This is a genomic window from Rheinheimera sp. WS51 (assembly GCF_050936095.1).
Taxonomy (GTDB): domain Bacteria; phylum Pseudomonadota; class Gammaproteobacteria; order Enterobacterales; family Alteromonadaceae; genus Alishewanella.
In genome coordinates, this window is record NZ_JBOTRC010000004.1 from 69,339 (window position 1) to 86,055 (window position 16,717).

The 16,717-nt window shown below is 40.7% G+C and carries 14 protein-coding genes, 5 tRNA genes and 1 pseudogene; 4 read left to right on the forward strand and 16 right to left on the reverse strand.

All coding sequences use genetic code 11. The features are described 5' to 3' along the window. Both ACRCA4_RS07155 and ACRCA4_RS07160 read right to left on the reverse strand, forming a co-directional pair. The gene (locus ACRCA4_RS07155; RefSeq protein ID WP_433186198.1) at positions 1 to 2,178 is read right to left on the reverse strand and encodes a M3 family metallopeptidase; all 2,178 of its coding nucleotides are present in this window, start codon (positions 2,176 to 2,178) and stop codon (positions 1 to 3) included. A 200-nt stretch (positions 2,179 to 2,378) separates the two neighbouring features. Continuing rightward, on the reverse strand, positions 2,379 to 2,792 hold the full coding sequence (locus tag ACRCA4_RS07160; protein WP_433186201.1) for a cytochrome b562: 414 nt from the start codon (positions 2,790 to 2,792) through the stop codon (positions 2,379 to 2,381). Between the two features lie 167 nt (positions 2,793 to 2,959). Here ACRCA4_RS07160 and ACRCA4_RS07165 point away from each other — a divergent pair, with 167 nt between their 5' ends. Further along, complete coding sequence (locus ACRCA4_RS07165; protein WP_433186203.1) at positions 2,960 to 4,150, forward strand: dipeptidase; 1,191 nt, start codon at positions 2,960 to 2,962, stop codon at positions 4,148 to 4,150. A 69-nt stretch (positions 4,151 to 4,219) separates the two neighbouring features. On the opposite strand, the gene ACRCA4_RS07170 is transcribed toward ACRCA4_RS07165, so the two are convergent. Beyond that, positions 4,220 to 4,924 carry a DUF445 domain-containing protein gene (locus ACRCA4_RS07170; protein WP_433186205.1) on the reverse strand — a complete coding sequence of 235 codons (705 nt, stop codon included), beginning with the start codon at positions 4,922 to 4,924 and terminating at the stop codon, positions 4,220 to 4,222. Between the two features lie 134 nt (positions 4,925 to 5,058). Beyond that, positions 5,059 to 5,247 (reverse strand): hypothetical protein, encoded by a 189-nt coding sequence (locus ACRCA4_RS07175; protein WP_433186208.1) that lies wholly within the window; start codon positions 5,245 to 5,247, stop codon positions 5,059 to 5,061. Positions 5,248 to 5,629: 382 nt separating this feature from the next. Here ACRCA4_RS07175 and ACRCA4_RS07180 point away from each other — a divergent pair, with 382 nt between their 5' ends. Together ACRCA4_RS07180 and ACRCA4_RS07185 are read left to right on the forward strand one after the other, a co-directional pair. Further along, positions 5,630 to 7,747, forward strand: a complete 2,118-nt coding sequence (locus tag ACRCA4_RS07180; protein ID WP_433186211.1) for a YfaP family protein — start codon at positions 5,630 to 5,632, stop codon at positions 7,745 to 7,747. 89 nt (positions 7,748 to 7,836) lie between these two features. Continuing rightward, a complete protein-coding gene (locus ACRCA4_RS07185) occupies positions 7,837 to 8,394 on the forward strand; it encodes a DUF3617 domain-containing protein (RefSeq protein ID WP_433186213.1) in 558 nt (185 codons plus the stop codon). A gap of 83 nt (positions 8,395 to 8,477) precedes the next feature. On the opposite strand, the gene ACRCA4_RS07190 is transcribed toward ACRCA4_RS07185, so the two are convergent. Beyond that, complete coding sequence (locus tag ACRCA4_RS07190; protein WP_433186216.1) at positions 8,478 to 10,211, reverse strand: AMP-binding protein; 1,734 nt, start codon at positions 10,209 to 10,211, stop codon at positions 8,478 to 8,480. A gap of 237 nt (positions 10,212 to 10,448) precedes the next feature. Between ACRCA4_RS07190 and ACRCA4_RS07195 the strand changes: the two genes are divergently transcribed. Beyond that, the gene (locus ACRCA4_RS07195) at positions 10,449 to 11,165 is read left to right on the forward strand and encodes a 2OG-Fe(II) oxygenase (protein WP_433186218.1); all 717 of its coding nucleotides are present in this window, start codon (positions 10,449 to 10,451) and stop codon (positions 11,163 to 11,165) included. A gap of 192 nt (positions 11,166 to 11,357) precedes the next feature. Here ACRCA4_RS07195 and ACRCA4_RS07200 read toward each other — a convergent pair whose 3' ends face one another. The 11 genes and pseudogenes from ACRCA4_RS07200 to pal form a co-directional block, all read right to left on the reverse strand. Beyond that, on the reverse strand, positions 11,358 to 11,528 hold the full coding sequence (locus ACRCA4_RS07200; protein ID WP_433186221.1) for a hypothetical protein: 171 nt from the start codon (positions 11,526 to 11,528) through the stop codon (positions 11,358 to 11,360). Between the two features lie 176 nt (positions 11,529 to 11,704). Continuing rightward, complete coding sequence (locus ACRCA4_RS07205) at positions 11,705 to 12,685, reverse strand: Abi family protein (RefSeq protein ID WP_433186223.1); 981 nt, start codon at positions 12,683 to 12,685, stop codon at positions 11,705 to 11,707. Between the two features lie 42 nt (positions 12,686 to 12,727). After that, positions 12,728 to 12,892 (reverse strand): annotated as a pseudogene (locus tag ACRCA4_RS07210) (type I restriction enzyme endonuclease domain-containing protein); the annotation flags it as partial. A gap of 470 nt (positions 12,893 to 13,362) precedes the next feature. After that, positions 13,363 to 13,452: transfer RNA gene (locus ACRCA4_RS07215), tRNA-Ser, on the reverse strand. A 156-nt stretch (positions 13,453 to 13,608) separates the two neighbouring features. Beyond that, on the reverse strand, positions 13,609 to 14,667 hold the full coding sequence (nadA, locus tag ACRCA4_RS07220; RefSeq protein WP_433186226.1) for a quinolinate synthase NadA: 1,059 nt from the start codon (positions 14,665 to 14,667) through the stop codon (positions 13,609 to 13,611). 83 nt (positions 14,668 to 14,750) lie between these two features. After that, positions 14,751 to 14,826 (reverse strand) — tRNA-Lys (locus ACRCA4_RS07225). A gap of 19 nt (positions 14,827 to 14,845) precedes the next feature. Then, positions 14,846 to 14,921, reverse strand: a tRNA-Lys gene (locus tag ACRCA4_RS07230). Positions 14,922 to 14,938: 17 nt separating this feature from the next. Next, positions 14,939 to 15,014: transfer RNA gene (locus ACRCA4_RS07235), tRNA-Lys, on the reverse strand. 27 nt (positions 15,015 to 15,041) lie between these two features. Then, positions 15,042 to 15,117, reverse strand: a tRNA-Lys gene (locus ACRCA4_RS07240). A 229-nt stretch (positions 15,118 to 15,346) separates the two neighbouring features. Next, complete coding sequence (ybgF, locus tag ACRCA4_RS07245; RefSeq protein ID WP_433186229.1) at positions 15,347 to 16,144, reverse strand: tol-pal system protein YbgF; 798 nt, start codon at positions 16,142 to 16,144, stop codon at positions 15,347 to 15,349. Positions 16,145 to 16,170: 26 nt separating this feature from the next. Next, positions 16,171 to 16,707: a peptidoglycan-associated lipoprotein Pal gene (gene pal, locus ACRCA4_RS07250; RefSeq protein WP_433186231.1), complete on the reverse strand. Its 537-nt coding sequence runs from the start codon at positions 16,705 to 16,707 to the stop codon at positions 16,171 to 16,173. Between the last annotated feature and the right edge of the window lie 10 nt (positions 16,708 to 16,717).

The following is a 16,717-nucleotide window of genomic DNA, read 5'->3' on the forward strand; positions in this document are numbered from 1 at the left end:
CTATTTCTTCGGTACTGGGAAGCCACGATCACGCATTAAAGCATCAATAGTCGCATCACGACCACGGAATGCACGGTAAGCTTCTGCTGGGTCTACCGCGTTACGTACGCTAAACAAATGCTTAACCAGTTTGTCTGCGACTTCTTTATCGTAAAAACCACCTGGAGCCTCAGCAAAGGCTTCAGCTGCATCTGAGGTTAAAACTTCAGCCCACATATAGCCATAATAAGCAGCCGCATACCCTTCGCCTGAGAAAACATGGCCAAACTGCGGTGTACGGTGACGCATAACAATTTCTTTTGGCATATTCATGGCATTTAAAGTATCACGCTCAAAAGCGTCAGGGTCAACATTGCTAGGGTCATCTAACATATGCAGTTTTAAATCAATAATGGCTGAAGCTAAATATTCAGTTGTTTTAAAGCCCGAATTAAAAGTAGCCGCTTTTTTGATTTTTTCTACCAGCTCTTTTGGCATAGGTTTGCCAGTTTCACTGTGCACTAAGTATTTATTAATAACTTCATCGGTTAATAACCAGCGCTCTAATAATTGCGACTGAAACTCTGTGTAGTCACGCACGCCACCATTTAAGGTTGGGTATGTCACTTTAGCCGATAAGGCATGTAAGGCATGGCCAAACTCATGGAAGTAGGTAGTCGCATCATCCCATGAAATTAATACAGGCTCGCCCGGTGCGCCTTTCATAAAGTTAGAGTTATTAGAAGACAACACATTTTTCTGACCATCAAAGGTACTGTATCCACGATAACTTGTCGCCCAAGCACCTGAGCGTTTACCTTGGCGAGCAAAAGGATCTAAATACCATAAGCCTATTTCTTCGCCTGTGGTTTTATCAGTAACATGCCACACTTTCACGTCTTCATGAAACACAGGCACACTGCCCTCTGGTACTGGCGTAAAGTTAAAGTTAAATAAACGACCAGCAACATAGAACATGGCTTCACGCAGCTTATCTAGCTGTAAATACTGCTTAACTTCATTAGAATCTAGGTCATACTTTTCTTTACGCACTTTTTCAGCGTAATAGCGGTAATCCCAAGCTTCAATGTCTATATTGTCACCTAGTTTATCGGCTAAAGCTTGCATATCAGCCACTTCTTCTTCAACCCGAGCAATAGCCGCAGGCCAAACCGACATCATTAAATTCATCGCATTGCTTGGCTTTTTCGCCATTCTATCTTGCAAGCGCCAAGTCGCGTAGTTATCAAAGCCTAATAAGCCAACACGCTCATCACGTAGGGCTAAAATTTCGGTAATTAGCGCATTGTTATCATGTTCATCGCCATTATCACCACGGCTGTAATAGGTATTCCATACTTTTTCACGTAAAGCACGATCGGTTGAATAGGTTAAAAATGGATCCATAGAAGAGCGAGTATTAGTAACCGCATACATGCCTTCTTTACCACGGGTTTTCGCAGCTGAAGCGGCACCGTTAATATAGGATTGCGGCAAACCACCGAGTTGATCTTCGGTTAAATACAATACATAGCCTTCTTCATCGGCTAATACATTGCTAGAAAATGCAGTATAAAGTTGCGCTAAGCGTTGATTAATTTCAGCATAACGCTGTTTTTTCTCAGCATCTAAAGTTGCACCATTATTGGCAAAGCCTAAATAAACTAAATGAGTAAGACGCTGTTGCTCTGAGGTAAGTTTTTTATATTCATCAGAATGATAAACAGCCTCTACGCGTTTAAACAAGGCTTCATTTTGCGTGATTTTTGACGAAAACGCAGACAACTTTGGCGCCATTTCTTTTTGAATGGCTCTAAATTCTGCTGAAGATTTATTAGAACTCCAAATTCCGTAATATCTAAAAACTCGGCTTAAATCTTCACCTGCTTTTTCTAAAGCGACAATAGTATTTTCAAAGTTAGCCGCTTCAGGATTATTGGTAATAGCATCAATTTCAGCTAGTTGTTGCTGCATACCAAATTCTAATGCTGGTTTTAAATCAGCTAATGACATTTTGTCAAAAGCCGGTACACCTTGATATGGACCTGTCCAAGGTTGTAATAGCGTATTATTTTTGCGAATTTCGGAAGTAGCAGCAGCTATTGCTGTTTTTTCAGTGTTAGGTACTGTGGCATTATTGCAGCCAACTAAGCCTACCGAAAGAATGGCTGTTGTTACCCATAGTGGCAAAGATTTCATGCGTTGCTCCAAGCTAGGCGAATGAAGAGATAGTGATTATTTAATACAATATGATTTTGTTGTAAAACAGACTACCCTGCTCAACATAAAAAACCAACTTTTTTGCGTAATCATGTCACTAGCTCCTATTGATAGAAGCTTAAGGTCTTCAATCATAAATAGATTATTAGCCTAGTAGCCATTAAGTTTCAGGCTTAGTATTAACCAAATAAAAGCTGCCAAATACTCACTTTACGGTGCTTATGATATTGCTTACGTAATTTATCAACCGCTTTTAAATGCTGCTTAGCTGCGCTTAAATTTTGCGCATCTAATGCGTGCTCTGCAGCTGTTAATTCCTGTAGCACTAGCTCTAAGCCTTGCTTAAACTTATCCGCTTTATCTTCAGGGAACTCAGCGGTTAATGAGGTTTGAGTTAATAGTTTTAAATTTTCAATATGCGGAGTCAGTTGTACTATCGTTGTTGCTTCATGCGCTTTTTTATATTGAAAAGCCATTTCTTTCATGGTTTTTTCTAAATCAACGGTTGCCGCTGCAAGATTAAATGACAATAAAACGCTTAGGGCGATACCACTAACGCCACTAAAACGGCTTAAGCTAAATCGTGTTTTCATATTAAAGTCTCTAAAAATATTCAGCTATTAGTATACCGATTTAAGCCCATTAACGCAGTAACCCACTTATTAATCTACAGCAAGTTATCTGCTATTGGTCTTACTTTACTTGCGCCAGATAGCGTAATATGTACACAATTAGAGCCTGCCCCTAACTGAGACATATTATGAATAAATTGATTAAATCGACTCTCGCTAGTGCGATTGTATTAAGCCTTGCCGCTTGTAGCAGCAAACCTGCAGTAGTGGACTATGAAACCAAAGCTATGCAATTGGCGCAAAAGCACATTATTATCGACACCCATATTGATGTACCTTACCGTTTAAAAAACGACTGGGAAGATGTTAGCAAGAAGACGCAACGTGGCGATTTCGATTATCCAAGGGCGATCCAAGGTGGTTTAAACGCACCTTTTATGTCGATTTATATTCCGGCATCTTACGAACGTAGCGGTGGTGGCTTTTTATTAGCAAATCAATTAATCGACGGTATGGAAGCCTTAGTTGGCCGGGCTCCTCATAAATTCGCCATGGCGCCAGATAGCAAAGATGTTATTGACCAGTTTGGTAGCGGTAAAATTTCTTTAGCCTTAGGCATGGAGAATGGCACCCCTATCGATGGCAAATTAGAAAACCTACAACACTTTTATGATCGTGGCATTCGCTATATCACTTTAGCCCACTCTGAAAGCAACCATATTGCAGACTCAAGTTATGACATTAGACGCAAATGGAAAGGCTTAAGCCCTTTTGGTAAAGAGTTAGTCGTGGCAATGAATAACATCGGCATGATGATAGATATCTCGCACGTATCCGATGATGCTTTTTATCAAACTGTCGCGATAAGTAAGGCTCCTGTTATTGCTTCGCACTCATCATTACGCAGCTTTGTCCCAGGCTTTGAGCGTAATATGGACGATGACATGATTAAAGCCCTAGCAAAAAATGGTGGCGTTATCCAAATTAACTTTGGTTCATCTTTTGTTAATAGCCAAGCAAACCAATATGGTGCTTTACGAGCAGCAGCAGCTAAAAAAGCCGGTGTAGCAAATGATAAAGCTTTTGCAGCCAAATTTAAGGCCGAAAATCCTTATCCTTTTGCAAGCCTTGATAGTGTATTAGATCATATTGATCACGTGGTTAAATTAGTGGGTATTAATCATGTTGGTATCGGCTCAGACTACGATGGTGTTGGTGATTCGCTACCAGAGGGCTTAAAAGATGTATCTACTTACCCTAACTTGATCGCCGGTTTATTAAAACGGGGTTATAGTGAAGCCGATATAGAGAAGATTTTATCAGGCAACTTATTGCGGGTTTGGCGTCAAGTAGAAGCTTACGCTCAAGCGCAAAAGTAAACTAAATAGATTATTCGCACTGAGTGTTAAAGCAACATCCAGTGCGAATTTTTACAACAAGCTGTAACCTTAAATCTGAATTAAAGCAGCAATTAAACCAATAAAACCACCGAAAACACCACCCCAAACTACTAGCCAGCCTAAGTGCTGACGAATAATGCCTTGAATAATATCTTTTACTAGCTCAGGCGTTAATTCTTGTAAACGTTGCTCTACAATATGTTGCACTTGCGACTCTAACGCTTTACTTTGATCTGCATTTTGTAACTGGGCCATCACTAGCTGATTAAACTCATCACTTTTAGCAATAGTAGCTAAAGCCTCTTTTAACTTAGTAATAAAAGGCTGTTTTAATGGAACTAAGGCTTCAGTACCGCCAAACATGTTTAGCATACTGCCAAAAGAGGATTGCTCTACCACATTAAGTAGCGAATCAAATGCAGGCGATAAATCGGTTTGCTCTATTACTGGTTGAAAATCAAAGCTGACACTGCTTTGCTGCTGTTGCATAAAGCGCTGAATATTATCAGCACTAAAAAACTGCTGCATCACTAGCTGCTTAATGCCAGACTTAAACTGCTCAAAGCGCATCACAATTACGCCAGAGCCATAAAGCAAGGGCACTTTTTCAAACAGCATATGCACCGCTAACCAGTTAGTTAACCCGCCTGATAGCGCAAATAAACCTACACTTAATACTACAGGCTGCGACCAAAACCAGCCTGCCAACATTATTATTAATGCCAGTACATTGGTTATAATATTTTTATTCATGCTTATCTATTCTCAACACCAAGAAACTTGGCGCTGATTTTAATCAGCACAGCACGCACTAGCAAGCCCTGTTACTTCACTAACGCGAAGAACTTATTAGCTAAGCTCTATTCAGAATTAAAAACTGCTTTGTACTAGTTATAACCTAACTCAGCACAGTGGGCAGTTGCTATTTCTTGATAAGAAAGCAAAGGCTCATCAGCATCTTGCGTGGCCCAAGCATGATTTAAGGCTAAATGCTCTTGCTCACTTAAATCACTGTGTTTTTTCTGCTGAAAGAAAAAACGCTGTTGCTGAATATGACTAAGTTTTACGGCACTCATAATTAACTCCTGCACTCGCTTAACAATGACACTACACAAAGTATTTTTAGGTCATCTTTAATTAAGCATAGTAGAAGAAAACTGAGCTGAAACTGAACTAACATAGCAAAGGAAAATAGAAATCATAATAAACAGCTAACTTGCTGATACTTATAATGATAGAAAACCGCTCCTGATAACTTAACATTAATCACTTGCCACTTACTGCCAATTAATAGTTATCAAATGTTAACCAGAGTTTACATTAATAGTTTATTTTTGATAAAATAACCATCTAACCAACAAGATTTCGTTGTAGGTTAGGATTAACCTTGGTTAGAAAGAATCTCTCTTTCTATCATTAATTATTGAATTGACTCGTCAAAAACAAAAGGACCTGTTTATGAAAACCTCGCTCAAGTGGTTATCTTCAGTTGCCATGCTAACTATGTTAGCAGCTTGCGGTAATTCAGATAATGAAACTCCAGAATCTCTATATAGCTTATCTGGTACCGTATCGGGTTTAAACGGCAGCTTAGTGGTTGCTGCGAATACCAATACTTTTACTATTAATAGCAATGGAAATATTGATTTAGGTAGTAACTATACAAGCGGTACCAGTGTTAACTTAAGCATTTCTTCACAACCAGACTCTCAGCTCTGCTCGATTACAAGTGATAGCACAGTTACTTTTACCGACTCTAATATCAACAACGTAGCTATTGATTGTGTTGATGTATTTAGTATCAGTGGCGAAGCCACAGGCTTAGGTAGAGGCATTGAGTTACAATATAATTATGACCAACAAACTGGCACAGATACTATTGCAACTAATGGTAGTTTTACCCTATCTAGCAGCTTTATTGAAGGGACCGAGGTTAACTTTACTGTACTACCTACAGTAGGTCACAATTGCACAGTAAGCCCACAAAGCATTGTTTTAACAGAAAACATTGATAACTTATCAGTTGAGTGTAACACTTTCGGGCAAGTTACAGGCCGTGTTAGCGCTTATGATACTGGCAACAGCCTATCAGGAGCTAAAATTGAAGCCTATGTTTTGGATCAAGACAATCAAGCCACGCTTTTGCAAACAACTAACTCTGATGATGAGGGTAATTTCTCATTAATTGGAACCGGTTATTTTGATCGTATTAGCCTACGTGCTACCGCTGAAAACTATGCAACGCGTTCAGAAGTCGTTCGCACTAATGAGTTAAACCCAGATACTACAGTTAGCATTGCTATGCTCAACGTCGATTTCACAGAGACATTTTCAGCAACTGAAGCTAAAGATATCATTGATCCAGAAACGGCATTGCGTATTTCATTACCAGAAAACGCTTTTGTTGACAGTCAAGGTAATACTTATACTGGTCAAGTTACAGCAGCCATAACCAATATAGATGCATCGTCAGACCCTGCAATTATGCCTGGTTATTATCTTGCTATTGATCCGCAAGCCCAAGAAGAAATGGTGTTTGAATCATTTGGTGCATTAAATGCGACCTTCAGTGATGCTAACAATAACACCCTACAGCTAGCTAACGATAAAACAGCTCAAATCCGGATCCCGTTAGCAACAAGAGGTATTAACCCTCCAGCCACTATTCCACTAATTCATTTTAATGAGCAAACAGGAATTTGGGACGTTGAAGGTGAAGCTCAATTATTGACTGATGAGCAAGACCGTCAATACTATGCTGGTGAAGTAGCCCACTTTTCAACTTGGAACGCTGATTATTTATTTGAATCAGTAACTATTTCAGGCTGTGCGCTAGATGACGAAACTCAAACTCCTATCCCTGGTGTTCGTTTAATCGCAGATGGCGTAGATTATATCGGGCGTTCTGTAGCTTACACTAATGCTGCTGGCGAATTTAGTATCGCTGTAAGGCCTAACAGCGAAGTGTTGTTATCTATTCGTGATGCTGATGGCCAAAGCAACACAATGCGTATCAATGTGCCCGCTAGCAATATGAGCCTAGACAACTGCTTAACAACTGAGCAAGGTGCCATGATAGTTAGCTTAAGCTGGGGGGAGCATCCTAGAGATCTAGATACCCACTTTAAAGGGCCAACTGTAGCAAACAGTTTAACTGAACGTTTTCATATTTATTACTCTAATCGATCTGAAACTGTTGAAGGTGTAACAATGTATCTAGATGTTGATGACACTGATAGTTTCGGTCCAGAAGTGCTAACTATCCCTAGCTTCCCTTTAGCTGGTAGCTATATTTATTCAGTTAAGCATTATTCTGGTTCAAGCACTATCTTCCAGTCGCCAACACGAGTTGAAGTATTACTAAATGGTGTTAGTTATGTGTTCTCGCCATCTGTAGATGCCGATACCAATGGTGAGAATGATACTTGGCTAGTGTTTGAAGTAACGGTAAGTGACGAAGGCACAGTTGCATTATCACCAATTGATAGCTATACCAATGTGAATAATAATGATATCCCAGAGGCTATCAGTGTCACGCCACAGAAAGCGTTAGCTGTTAAGCAAAAAGCTAATTAATTATTAGCCAAACCACCTGTAAGCTATAAGCTTGCAGGTGGTTTAACCGTTAAGTTTCGCTGTATTGTTTAACCACTTGGAGAGCCAACATGCGAGATTACAAAGTAAGGCCTTTCTTTACTCTAGCAAGCGCCGTATTAACGACGTGCTTAACCTTTACCTCAATTGCTCATGCCGAGACTCTAAAACCTGATATCAAACCTGGCTTGTGGCAACATGACATTAATTTTAAAACTGAATCAGGGCAATTAGAGCGTGCTTTAGAGCAACTTGAGCAGCAATTAGCCGCTATGCCTGCGGCTCAACGTGACATGGTGAAAAAAATGATGGCCAACCAAGGACTCTCCTTTGATCTAAAAGGCGCTTCGGTTAAAGCCTGCTTAACGCAAGAGAATATTAATAACGGCCAACTCCCTCAGCAAGAGGGCTGCGAGCAAACTGTGACTAAAACAGGAGACAATACCTTTAATTTCTCTTTTGTTTGTCAAGGAAACCCGCCTAGCAAAGGCAGCGGCGTAATGACGGTGCACAACCCTGAGTCTTATAGCGGCAATGCTAACTTCACAACCGAGGTTAACGGTAAACCTGAAGCTATGATTATGCAGCAAACAGGTACCTGGATCGGCTCAAGTTGCGGTAATCTCTAATTTAGCCAATAAAGTAATAAGCTAGATCAATATATTTCATTAGAGCTTAATACTAAAGTTAAGCTCTAATCACGCTTTATATTTTAAGACACAAGGGCTTTAGCTAATTCGGCTTGCATTTGCTCCTGCATTTTAAACTTTTGTAGTTTGCCTGTTACCGTCATGGGGTAGTGCTCTACAAAACGAATATGTTTTGGTACTTTAAAATAAGCTAATTTTTCTTTTAAGAATACGAGGATCTGCTCTTTTGTTAGCTCTACCCCGTTTTTAGTTTGGATCCAAGCACAGACCTCTTCCCCATACTTTTCATCTTTAATACCAAAAACAGCAGCACCTTGTACGCCAGGATAAGTATAAAGTAGCTCTTCAATTTCCCGCGGATAGATATTTTCCCCTCCGCGAATAATCATATCTTTAATTCTACCAACAATACTAATAAAGCCCTCAGCATCCATAACTCCTAAATCACCAGAATGGAGCCAGCCGTCGGCGTCTATAGTCGCATTCGTTTTCGCAGGATCATTCCAATAACAGCGCATAATTCCAGCGCCACGGCTACACACTTCACCCGCCTGACCTATCGGCTGAATTTCACCAAATTCATTAATAATTTTCACCTCAGTATGAGCCAGAGCTCGGCCAACTGTAGTAACTTGATGTTCAATAGAGGAGTCCGTTTCAGTAATATTGTTTATTGGGCTGCATTCAGTTTGGCCATAGCCAATGACCACTTCAGTCATATTCATTAAGTTTTGTACTTTGCGCATCACTTGCTCAGGGCAAGTAGATCCCGCCATCACACCGGTTCGAAGGCTAGTTAAATCAAAATCAGAGAAGTTGCTTAGCTCCAGCTCGCTAATAAACATGGTCGGCACGCCATGTAAAACTGTACAGCCTTCACGCTCAACAACCTCTAGTGTTGTTGCTGGGTCAAAAGCATCTGCTGGAAATACCGCTGCTGCGCCTTTTGTTATACACAGTAAAGAGCCTAAAACCATACCAAAGCAATGATAAAGCGGCACCGGAATACACAGTTTATCGTGGCGGGTAAAATGCATTGCTTCGGCTACAAATAAGGCATTATTAAGAATGTTTTTATGGCTTAACGTTGCACCTTTAGGGTTGCCTGTGGTGCCTGAAGTAAATTGAATATTAATATCTTGGCTTGCATCTAGTGTTGCCGCGACTGCCGTTAATTCTAATTCTAACTCAGGGCTAGCTAAGGCTGTTACTTCGTTAAACGAAAATATACCAGAATAAGACGTATCACCAATACAGATAACGTTTTTAAGATCAGGCACAGCACTGGCGTTAAGTTGGCCTTTGTCGCAGTAACTAAGCTCAGGAGCCAAGCTTTGCAGCATCTCGACATAGTTACTCGATTTAAACTTAGTCGCCATAATAAGCGTTGAGCAGCCCACGTTATTTAACGCATACTCTAATTCATGAGGACGATAAGCAGGGTTAATACACACCATAATGGCGCCAATTTTAGCAGTGGCAATTTGGGTAAGGCACCATTCAATATTATTAGGTGACCAAATACCAACCCGATCACCTGGTTTCACACCAAGCGCTAACAAGCCCATCGCTAACTGGTTAATGCGTGTTTGGTATTCTTTATAGGTTAAGCGAATATTTTGATGAGCAACAACTACAGCTAGTGCATCAGGTGCACTTTGAACAACAGTGTCAAAATAAGCACCTATAGTTTGATTAACTAACGCACGACTTGTCGCACCTTTAAAGTAACTTTTAGTCAGAGAAAGGGCATTTATTTGCTCAACTTCTTTAACTGCTACTGTATCTATACTCATATCGCTCACCCTATAAGGTATTATAAACCTGCGTTATAACCACCCTATATGGCTGTTACAAAAATGAGAATTAGACTTAAGTCTAATAACAAGTAACACCCTTGCCTATTTTTCAAGCTAAAACCATTATAAATCTGGCTTGAGTATGTCAGCATGAAATAGAATAATAAGCAAAATAACAAAAAGGCTGCGACAGGCTAGCTATAAAGCAGCTTCATCTATAAGTGAACTCGTGCCATGTGGCTCAATAAAGATCAAATAACACCTAGTGCCCTACGCAGCTATCGCAAGGCTTTATTACACGCTAGCCCTAACCATGTAGTGATAGATAATTTATTCGACAACCAAAAACTCGATACAGTAATAAGTGTTTTACAGCAGGAAGCGCACTGGCAATCACAAAAACACACTTATGAAGCCTTATATGTAGATAACACTAAATGGTTACAAACCCAGCAAGAAGATCGCTTTGTTAAACGCGATTATTGGCAGCCTAAGGCAAACAATACCGACGATACAACAACAATCGCTTTAGACTTTTTAACCTACTTACGTAGTAATGAGTTTATGGCCTTGTTATCACGCATCTTTAAGGTATCGTTAACCGATATTAATGTGGCTAACCCTGCCATTAATACCAATTACTTTCGTTTAGCTGCAACCGACTTTGTAAAGCTACACGCCGACGACTCTCCCGGTAGAGAAGTGTGTATGCTGCTGTATTTAAATAAAAATTGGAGCAACTGCGCTAACAACAGCAGCGATAACAGTAAAGGAGGTGAACTCATTTTCAAAGGCACGAATAATACGCCTATCAGAATCGCCCCTTTATACAACCGCTGCGTATTGTTTGATCCGTCCTCTACAGGCTCAGAGCACTGGGTAAACCCAGTAACAACAGGCAGTAAGCAGCAATATCGCTATAACATCACCAGCTGGTATTGGTCTGAATGAGATTAGTCGAACAGCAGAGTTCGAACCAAGTTCTCATTTTAGCGCTTTAAACAACAAAGCCCACGCTTATTGCGTGGGCTTTGTTGTTTAAGATGGCGAGAGAGTCACTCGAATAGTGATTATAAAGCACTGTAAAATAAGAAATTTAAAAAAACTAAAAGACCAAGAACCCCCAAATACACCCCCTAAGGTTTAACGTTTTGGTTTATTTTGGGCAGATTGTTCCATCACTTTACGCTGAGCATTATTAGCTTGCTTAAGCACAGATAAAAACACGTCTCGCTTTTGAGCTTCTGTTGCGTTGCGGAAAAAGTCAGAAATAGACTTAAAGCCATCTGCTGTACTTATATTGTTACCTGTCATGATTCTAACCCCTACCTCAGTGTAAAAATTTAAACGATCGACGCCATGCTGTTATCAGAATTAAAAACCTACATGTTCGCTATTTAACTATTAATTGACTTCACACTGTCGAATGACTACAGTATCACTTAACACGACCCCGGCCTCTTGGTTGCTTGCAACTTACGCTGGGGTTCTTATTTTGTTCTCCACCAATCCTGCCATTTTTCATCAACACCGACACTATTCAAATTTAATTTTTTATCCGAATGTTGCTTTGGAAATGACAATAAGTGCTGCTGCAATCTGATATGCCACTGTGTATTCGGGCAGATGCAAAGCATTAGCTGGCGTGTTATTGCTATCAGCAAAAACGGTTTACTCAGTAAGTCCTCATTACCCCTGAACGATGTATACCAAGTTACTTCATCAGATTTAGGTATGCTTGGCTTTGTTGTTATATTGCGATTCCAAAGCCGGCTATGATGCGCCACCAAATTTCGCAAATAGCTTAAACCAAATATCCAGCTTTTAAATACCTGCCAACCAGACACACAATATTTTTCTGCTATGGTTTGTTGGTCTTTAATTTTCATCATACTGATTAACTGCGAAATAGCGCCAAAATCAAACACCTCTACCGCAACCCAAATAGGTATATTAGGCCCGTGATTAGCTAAGTAGTGACGAACAAAATCTTCTTTAGAGCGACTAACCAATCCGTGGTATTTTTCAAGCCAAAACTCCCAAGCCGTTTTATTGGTGCCCTTAATTGCTTTACGCACAAAGCTAGGGTGAAACTGCTTAATATCAGTATGAGCAAAAGTACCCTGTTTCCCAAGTAAGTAAGCAATATCAACCCGTAAGGATACTTCTATTCGTTCCAATGCATCGGTAAGCAACAACCGCAGCTGTTTATCAAACAGATACAGATTTACAGCATCAATAAACTGGGTGTTATCTACAAAGTTGTCTTGCGCCCTGATCTGGACTATCCCCGTTTTTGCACATTGCTCTGGCCTAAAATGACGAAACGGGTACCAGTAAGCACTTAAACGGTAGTAACCAATTCGCTGCAGGTAATCCAAGGCTGCAACATCATCAGTAATCACCATGCCACGCAGCTTAAGCTGTTCAAGCTGCTCTTGGTAGCTAAGCCAAGGGCGATCATATGCCATAGGTAATCATCCAAATTAAGCATGTAATCATATAATAATTCATCACACCCACTCTTCACCAAGTGCTTCTGCTTGCTGTAGAACTAGCTGCACGGCGTCGTCGGCCATGTCTGGTGGGTATTTGTATTTACGTAATATACGCTTCACCATCAGCCGCAGGCTGGCTCTTACGCTTTCGCGTTTTGACCAATCAATGCTGATATTCAGCTGCATCAACGTTAGCAAGTAGCTTATCAGTGGTAGACCAAAGTGTTTTTTTAATGTCTTGAAGCATGGTGAGGTGATGTCCTTATGTAGCGTATCGGGCACGCTAAAAAGCAATATTGATTAATTGGCCATTCGCCAATGGGATAGTTAGCAATTTAACCCATTTATAAACAGTAGGCTAGCCATGAAAAGCTTAAAGTAGCCCTAGGTAGCTTACAAAGGAAACTATAAGAAGGTTTAAGAAAAGGCCCACGCTTTTGGCGTGATTAATTATTGCTTCGATAATTAATGGCTTAGACTGTTGCAGAGATTGTTTCGGGCTTCCTGCCCTACACCCTGCGGGCCGCACTGAAGTGCGTCCAAATTCACTCCCGGTGAATTTGTCGAACCTAAGGGTTCTCATCAAATCCCCATCTCGACGTATAAACAGAAAAGGCCCACGCTTTTGGCGTGGGCCTTTTCTGTTTATCTGGCGGAGAGAGAGGGATTCGAACCCTCGTTAGGGATTAACCTAAACACACTTTCCAGGCGTGCGCCTTCAGCCACTCAGCCACCTCTCCGGTGCTTGTATCACAAGCGCGGCTATACTAGATAAAATATGTTGTTGCTGCAAGTATTATCCGGTTTAACCGGCTGAAAAAGCGTACTAGTGCTGGCTTTTTCAGCGTTTTTATACGTTTAGCTTTAGGTGTGGCTTTGATTACTATTAATTAAGATTAAGCGTTGCCTTTTACTTTCATGTTTAACTCTTTAGCAAAGTTTAACATCCGGTTTAACGGCACTAAGGCTTTTTCTCGAATATCGGCATCGACAAAGATTTCATGTCCGGTTGCGTCTACTAAAGCTGATTCAATTGACTTTAAGCCGTTCATTGCCATCCACGGGCAGTGAGCACAGCTACGGCATGTTGCGCCGTTGCCACCGGTTGGGGCTTCGATAAAGGTTTTATTCGGCATTTGTTGCTGCATTTTGTAGAAAATGCCTTTGTCGGTTGCCACAATAAACATGTCGTTAGGTAAAGTTTGGCTAGCTTTAATTAATTGGCTAGTTGAACCTACCGCATCTGCTAACTGTACCACGTTGTCAGGCGATTCAGGGTGAACAAGCACCGCCGCTTCAGGATACTGCTTTTTAAGCTCTATAAGCGCATTGGCTTTGAATTCATCATGCACAATACAAGCGGCGTCCCATAACAACATGTCAGCGCCTGTTTGCTTTTGCACATAATGGCCTAAATGCTTATCTGGTCCCCAGATAATTTTTTTGCCTTGGCTATCTATGTAATCTACAACATCTAAGGCGATAGACGAGGTGACTACCCAGTCTGCACGTGCTTTTACGGCTGCTGACGTATTGGCATAAACAACCACCACGCGATCTGGGTGTTGATCACAAAAGTCTGAAAACGGTTTAGCTGGGCAACCTAAGTCTAGCGAACAGTTAGCCTCAAGAGTTGGCATTAACACCGTTTTGTTTGGCGTTAATATTTTTGCAGTTTCACCCATAAACTTAACACCAGCGACAATTAAGGTGCTAGCGGGGTGTTCATTACCAAAACGTGCCATTTCTAGCGAGTCTGAAACACAGCCGCCGGTTTCTTCGGCTAACGCCTGAATTTCAGGATCAGTATAATAATGCGCAACTAAAACCGCATCTTTTTGCTGCAATAAGGTTTTAATGCGTTCTTTGTACGCAAGCTTTTCATCGCTATTTAGCGGCTTTGGTTTTGCAGGAAAAATAAAATCACGCTCTGTGAAATACGACGATTGTTCCATAGGGCTAACTCTATATTGATGACTATTTTAATGCTGGCTATTATAGCGACTTGCAATAATAAAAGACAGTAGATAAGGATGCATGGTGGGTCATGATGGATTCGAACCATCGACCAATGGATTAAAAGTCCACTGCTCTACCAGCTGAGCTAATGACCCATGCAGGAAAGAAAAAAGATGGTGGGTCATGATGGATTCGAACCATCGACCAATGGATTAAAAGTCCACTGCTCTACCAGCTGAGCTAATGACCCAAACAGGGTTATCGAAATGGTGGGTCATGATGGATTCGAACCATCGACCAATGGATTAAAAGTCCACTGCTCTACCAGCTGAGCTAATGACCCATTTCGATATCAATGTTTGTGCAGTAATGGTGGGTCATGATGGATTCGAACCATCGACCAATGGATTAAAAGTCCACTGCTCTACCAGCTGAGCTAATGACCCTTACCGCGGACGCATATCTTACTGATTTACTGACTCAGTGCAAGAAAAAACTGGAAAAAATAACGCTAAAATAGTTTAACTGCTCAAAATCCCAGCGTTAAGCAGGAATATTAACTAAAACAGACTAAAAGAATAACGCTTTTGCTTTTGCTTTTGCAAAAAATTTAGCTAGCGCTAAAAAGGGCTTAATTAATTTATTAAACCCGCTTTAGCACTAAGCTAATTTGGACTACTTCATCGCGTTTAGCCGATCTTGGGCCAGTTTAACTGTAGTCCCCGATTTAAATTGATTAATTAACTGCTGATAATACTTTTTAGCCATAGTATTATCATTTTCACGCTCCGCTACCTGGCCTAACTTTAATAAGGCATCAGCCACTTTAGTTGACCTTGGGAAGACACTCACAACACGCTCAAATTGAGTTTTTGCTTTGGCTAATTCATTTTTATTAAACAATAATTGGCCTAACCAAAAATGCGCATTAGCTGCATAGGTTGAATTAGGGTAATTACGAATAAAATCTTCAAACTCTGGAATAGCAGCATCGTAACGACGGTCTTTTAAAACCATATTAACCGCTTTATCGTATGCTTGGTTTTCAGTCACATCAGTAGAATAAGCGGTTTCAGTCGTTGCTTGTTCAGTGTCAGTACTATATTGAGTATTTGCTGTCGACTGCTGCACTTCTGATACGCGACGATCGATTTCTTGGTAAATATCTCGTTGACGTTGCAGAATTTCTTCTAATTTATAAGCATGGGTTTCTGTAACACCACGCAGCTCACTCACTTCATCAAGTAACATTTGCAACTGTTGCTGCATCCGTATTTGACCATTAGATCGAGCTTCAACAATACGCTCCAGCATGGCTAGCCGTTGTTCTAGACTACCGCTAGACACAGATTGTGTATTATTGTTCATTGTACTAGAACGGTTTAAATTTATATCCGTTACCGGGGCGGGATTGGCATTAGCACTGGCATGTGCCAGTACTAATGCTGCTAACAAGGTATATTTAGCTTTCATGCGAGTCGTTATAATAATTTAGGTTATTAGTAGACTAACACTGCACGGCGGTTTTTAGCAAAGCCTGCTTCCGTACGTGAACGATCTAATGGCTTTTCTTCGCCGTAGCTTACTGTTGAAACTTGGCCGCCTGAAACACCTAAGTTTTGTAAGTATTGTACTACAGCTAAAGCACGGCGCTCACCTAAAGCAATGTTGTACTCTGGCGTGCCACGCTCATCAGAATGGCCTTCAATAGTAACACGTACACTTGGGTTAGCTGTTAAAAAGCTAGCATGTGCTTGTAGTGTTTCAACAAACTCTGGACGGATAGTCGCGCGGTCAAAGTCAAAGTAAATCACGCTTTCTTGGCGTAATGCATCTAACTTTTTACGCATTTGTTCTGCAGGTGAAACTACCGGTGCTGCGGTTTCAACTTGAACAACTTCTTGCTGTTGTTGCTGTTGCGTATTAGCACTTGTGCTAGCCGCTGATTCATCAACGCTAGAAGTAGAGCTACAAGCGGCCATAGTCAGCACTGGTAATGCAACTAATAAACTTTTTAACACGTTATTCAATTTCATGATATTGTCC

What these genes read in the sequence shown, in the direction of transcription:
- ACRCA4_RS07155 (WP_433186198.1), bottom strand. Translation starts at nt 2,178, where the DNA reads ATGAAATCTTTGCCACTATGGGTAACAACAGCCATTCTTTCGGTAGGC.
- ACRCA4_RS07160 (WP_433186201.1), bottom strand. Translation starts at nt 2,792, where the DNA reads ATGAAAACACGATTTAGCTTAAGCCGTTTTAGTGGCGTTAGTGGTATC.
- ACRCA4_RS07165 (WP_433186203.1), top strand. Translation starts at nt 2,960, where the DNA reads ATGAATAAATTGATTAAATCGACTCTCGCTAGTGCGATTGTATTAAGC.
- ACRCA4_RS07170 (WP_433186205.1), bottom strand. Translation starts at nt 4,924, where the DNA reads ATGAATAAAAATATTATAACCAATGTACTGGCATTAATAATAATGTTG.
- ACRCA4_RS07175 (WP_433186208.1), bottom strand. Translation starts at nt 5,247, where the DNA reads ATGAGTGCCGTAAAACTTAGTCATATTCAGCAACAGCGTTTTTTCTTT.
- ACRCA4_RS07180 (WP_433186211.1), top strand. Translation starts at nt 5,630, where the DNA reads ATGAAAACCTCGCTCAAGTGGTTATCTTCAGTTGCCATGCTAACTATG.
- ACRCA4_RS07185 (WP_433186213.1), top strand. Translation starts at nt 7,837, where the DNA reads ATGCGAGATTACAAAGTAAGGCCTTTCTTTACTCTAGCAAGCGCCGTA.
- ACRCA4_RS07190 (WP_433186216.1), bottom strand. Translation starts at nt 10,211, where the DNA reads ATGAGTATAGATACAGTAGCAGTTAAAGAAGTTGAGCAAATAAATGCC.
- ACRCA4_RS07195 (WP_433186218.1), top strand. Translation starts at nt 10,449, where the DNA reads ATGTGGCTCAATAAAGATCAAATAACACCTAGTGCCCTACGCAGCTAT.
- ACRCA4_RS07200 (WP_433186221.1), bottom strand. Translation starts at nt 11,528, where the DNA reads ATGACAGGTAACAATATAAGTACAGCAGATGGCTTTAAGTCTATTTCT.
- ACRCA4_RS07205 (WP_433186223.1), bottom strand. Translation starts at nt 12,685, where the DNA reads ATGGCATATGATCGCCCTTGGCTTAGCTACCAAGAGCAGCTTGAACAG.
- nadA (WP_433186226.1), bottom strand. Translation starts at nt 14,667, where the DNA reads ATGGAACAATCGTCGTATTTCACAGAGCGTGATTTTATTTTTCCTGCA.
- ybgF (WP_433186229.1), bottom strand. Translation starts at nt 16,144, where the DNA reads ATGAAAGCTAAATATACCTTGTTAGCAGCATTAGTACTGGCACATGCC.
- pal (WP_433186231.1), bottom strand. Translation starts at nt 16,707, where the DNA reads ATGAAATTGAATAACGTGTTAAAAAGTTTATTAGTTGCATTACCAGTG.